Here is a 4,530-nt window from a genome sequence, read left to right as displayed (position 1 = left end):
CAGCAGATGACGCGCACCCCGCGCCACCAGATGCCGGGCCAGCAGACCGCCCAGCGTTCCGGTGGCACCGGTGATGAGAACGGTGCCACCGGGATCGAGTGCCGGGGCGATGTGGCCGGGGTCAGCCGGGACGCGGGCGAGACGGGGGACGTGGACGGCTCCGTTCCTGACCGCGAGCTGCGGCTCGCCGGTCGCGACCGCGGCGGACAGCGCTGTGCGGGAGTCCGGGTGTTCGTCCAGATCCAGCAGGACGAAGCGGCCGGGGTTCTCGGACTGTGCCGACCGCACGAGCCCCCACACCGCCGCGTGGGTGATGCCGGGAACGTCCTCCCCGGGGCCGGCCGCGACAGCACCGCAGGTGACCATGACAAGCCTGCTGCCGGCGAACCGCTCCTCGGTGATCCAGCGCTGGATCAGTTCCAGGGCACGTCGGGTGGCCTGCCGGGTGGCCGCGGCGGTGTCCTTCGGGCCACCGCTGCCGTCCGGAACAGGAGCGAAGGAGACGAGCACGATCCCGGGAGCGGGACCGTCGTCCGTGTCGTTCAGGGTCGGTGTTCCGAGCGCCTCGGCGAGCCCGAGGGGATCGTCGCCGAGAACTGCCCAGTCCCGGGTCTGCGGGCTCTCCGGCAGTTGGACATCCGGCCACTCCAGGCGGAACAAGGAGGAGTGGAAGGACGGCCCAGCGGCAGCCTCCTCGGCGGTGACGGGACGCAGGCGCAGGCCGCCGACGGACGCCACGGGCCGCCCCTCGGTGTCGGCGGCAAGCAGGCGGAAGACGCCGGAGCCGGTGGGAGTGATCCGCACCCGCAGTGCGGTCGCGCCGGTGGCGTGCAGAGCCGCGTCCTCCCACCGGAACGCGAGCTGCTGATCCCCCGCTTCACCGGCCATGCCGGTTCCGTGCAGGGCAGTGAGTGCCGATTCGATGAGCGCCGGATGCAGCGCGTGGGCCGGGGCGTCGTCGGACTCGTCCTCCGTCAGGCCGACCTCGAGGCAGAGGTCGTCGCCGACCCGCCAGGCCGCGCTCACGTCCCCCGTCGGCTTCAGCGCGACGGCGCCCGGCGGGGGCCAGCAGGTCAGGTCGGCACCGGTGGCCGGGGCGGTGGGGGCGAGTGTTCCGGTGGCGTGGCAGATCCACGGCTCCTCCGGTTCGGCGGTCTCGGCACGGGCGTGCACGCCGAACCGGCGGCGGCCGTTCTCGTCCGCACGCTCCAGGCGCATCTGCAGGACAGCGGTGCCGCGCTCGGGTACCGCGAGCGGAACCTCCAGGGCGAGTTCCTCGATATGACCGCACCCGGCCCGGTCACCGGCGTGGAAGGCGAGGTCCGCGAAGGCGGAGCCCGGAAGGATCGGTGCCCCGGCGCCTGTCCGGTCGGTGAGCCCGCCGTGTGCCTGCCCCGACAGCCTGCCGATGAAGAGGTGGCCTTCCGACCCTGCCAGCGCGACGGCAGCCCCGAGGAGCGGGTGATCCACGGAGTCCAGGCCGGCCGCGGTGACGTCGCCATCCGGCGCCGGCTGGTCGAGCCAGTACCGCTCGTGCTGGAACGGGTAGGTCGGCAGCTCCACCGGCTGCCCCGCCCGTCCCTCGAACACGGTGTCCCAGGAGGGCTCGACGCCCTGGACGTACGCCTCCGCGAAGGCTGCCGCGAAGCGCTTCTCGTCGCCCTGCTCACGGCGGAGCGAACCGATCACGGCCGGCTCGACGCCGGCTTCCTCGGCGGTCTGCTGGATCGCCAGGGCGAGCAGGGGGTGCGGGCTGCACTCGACGAACGCGGTGAGCCCGTCGGCCAGCAGCGCCCGGGTGGTCCGTTCGAAGTCCACCGGCTCGCGCATGTTGCGGTACCAGTAGCCGGCATCGAGCTGCCCGGTGTCCAGGGCGGTGCCGGTGACCGTGGAGTAGAAGGGAATCCGTGACGGACCGGGGCTGACGTCCGCCACCTCGCGCAGCAGACGCTCACGCAAGGCATCGACCTGCGGTGAGTGCCCCGCGGTGTCCACGCCGGGGACGCGGCGGGACTTGATGCCGTCCGCTTCGAGGCTCGCCATGAAGGCGTCGAGGGCCTCGGGGTCCCCGGAGACCGTGACGGTCTTCGGGCTGTTGACGGCGGCGATGCCCAGCCGCTCCTGCCACGGCTTCAGGCGGCGGGACACCTCCTCGGAGGAGCTGAGAACGGACAGCATGCCGCCCTTGCCGCTGAGTTCGGCCCACGCCTGGCTGCGGCGGACCACGACCAGGGCCGCGTCCCGCAGCGAAAGCCCTCCGGCGATGTGCGCGGCGGCGATCTCACCCTGCGAGTGGCCGACCACGGCAGCGGGTTCGACACCATGGGCACGCCAGAGTTCGGCGAGCGACACCATGACCGCGAAGAGCGCGGGCTGCACCACATCGATCCGTGACAGGGACGGTGCGTCCGGGGCGCCCTTCAGCACATCGAGCAGCGACCAGTCGAGGTACGGCTCCATGGCTGCCGCGCATGCCTCCAGCCGGTCCGCGAAGACCGGCGACGACTCCCACAGCGCCAGTGCCATGCCGGCCCACTGCGAACCCTGGCCGGGGAAGACGAAGACGGCCTTCCGCTCGCCGCTGCCGGCTGACCCCACGGTCACCTCGGGGGCGCTCCTGCCGTGCGCCAGTTCCTCCAGGGCGTCCAGCATCTGCCGCTCGTCGCCGGCGGTGACGACGGCGCGGTGTGCGAAAGCGGTACGAGTGGTGGCCAGCGCGTGCCCGATGTCGGCGAGGCTGCCTCCGGGGGACGCGAGGAGGCTGCTGTGGAGCCTCGCCGCCTGGTCCCGCAGGGCCTGTTCGTTCACACCGGAAAGCACCCAGGGCAGCAGTGTCCGCTTGGAGGCAGTGGCCTCCGCCGGGGCCGCCGTGAGGGGAGCGGCGACCTCCGGCGGAGCCTGTTCCAGGATGGCGTGAGCGTTCGTCCCGCTGATGCCGAAGGAGGACACTCCGGCACGGCGGGGCCGGTCGGCGGCGGGCCATTGCGTGAGCTCGGTGAGCAGTTCCACCGCACCGGAGGTCCAGTCGATGTGGTGGGAGGGTTCCCGCACGTGCAGGGTCTGCGGCAGCACGCCGTGCTGCATCGCCATCACCATCTTGATGACCCCGGCGACGCCTGCCGCCGCCTGCGGGTGGCCGAAGTTCNCGCCCCGGCCTCGATCGGGTCACCCAGCGACGTACCCGTCCCGTGCGCCTCCACCGCGTCCACATCCGACGCCGACACCCCCGCGTCAGCCAGCGCCGCCCGGATCACCCGCTGCTGAGCAGGACCGCTGGGGGCGGTCAGGCCGTTACTGGCCCCGTCCTGATTGGCGGCGGAGCCACGCAGGACTGCGAGCACGCGGTGCCCGTTCCGCCGTGCGTCCGAGAGCCGCTCCAGCACCAGCATTCCGACGCCTTCGCCCCAGCCGGTGCCGTCGGCGTCGGCGGAGAATGCCTTGCATCTGCCGTCAGGGGACAGGGCCTTCTGCCGGCTGAGTTCCACGAAGATGCCGGGCGAGGACATCACGGTGGCGCCGCCGGCCAGTGCCAGTGTGGATTCGCCCTGCCGCAGCGACTGGCACGCCATGTGGATCGCCACGAGAGAGGCGGAGCAGGCGGTGTCCACAGTGACTGCCGGGCCTTCCAGTCCCAGGCTGTAGGCGATCCGCCCGGAGGCGACACTGGTGGTGCCACCGGTCAGCAGGTATCCCGAGACCCCTTCGGCGGCTTCGTCCATGCGGGGTCCGTAGTCCTGGGGCATGGCACCGATGAAGACCCCGGACCGGGTGCCCTTGAGTGTGGCCGGTCTGACCCCTGCCCTCTCCAGGGCTTCCCAGGCGACTTCGAGAAGCAGCCGCTGCTGGGGGTCCATGGCCTGGGCTTCCCGCGGGCTGATGCCGAAGAACGCCGGATCGAAGCGGTCCGCGTCGTGGAGGAATCCGCCTTCCCGCACGTAGCTCGTGCCGTGGTTCCCTGCTCCGGAGCCGAAGAGAGCCTCCAGGTCCCATCCCCGGTTGGCGGGGAACTCGCCGATGACGTCCCTGCCTTCGGAGACCACTTGCCAAAGGTCTTCCGGGGTGCGGACACCACCCGGGAGGCGGCAGCTCATCGCCACGATCGCTATCGGCTCGTGGTCGGCTTCCGGGCGGACCGGAACGGGCACGGAGACATCGGGGCCGGCACCCGAGGCGGCTTCCTGCACATGCCGGGCGAGAGCCCTCGGGGTGGGGTGATCGAAGAGGATCGCTCCCGCGAGGCGGAGGCCGGTGGCCGAGCTGAGGACGTTCCTCAGCTCGACAGCCATCAGCGAATCGAAACCGAAGTCCTTGAAAACCCGGTCGGGGTCGACGGAGCCCGGTCCCGGGTAGCCCAGTACGCGCGCGGTGTGGGTGCGTACAAGTTGCAGTGCGGCACGAACGCGTCCGGTTTCCTCAGGTATGGAGGTGAACTCCTGCTGCCAGGTCAGCGGCTGGTCAACGGCAGGTTCCACCGGTCCGGCAGCGGTGTCCCCCAGCCAGTAGCGCTGTCGCTGGAACGCATACGTCGGC

2 pseudogenes are annotated in these 4,530 nt (G+C 71.7%); both read right to left on the bottom strand.

Annotation, left to right across the window (positions count from 1 at the left end):
* A pseudogene (locus ABD299_RS25205) lies at positions 1-1,014 on the bottom strand (SpnB-like Rossmann fold domain-containing protein); the annotation flags it as partial.
* 207 nt (positions 1,015-1,221) lie between these two features.
* Positions 1,222-4,530 (bottom strand): annotated as a pseudogene (locus ABD299_RS25200) (type I polyketide synthase); the annotation flags it as partial.

Origin of the sequence: Streptomyces sodiiphilus (genome assembly GCF_039529215.1) — a bacterium.
Classification (GTDB): domain Bacteria; phylum Actinomycetota; class Actinomycetes; order Streptomycetales; family Streptomycetaceae; genus Streptomyces; species Streptomyces sodiiphilus.
The sequence above is the reverse complement of the archived record's forward strand: the minus strand, read 5'-3'. Positions and strand labels throughout refer to the sequence as shown.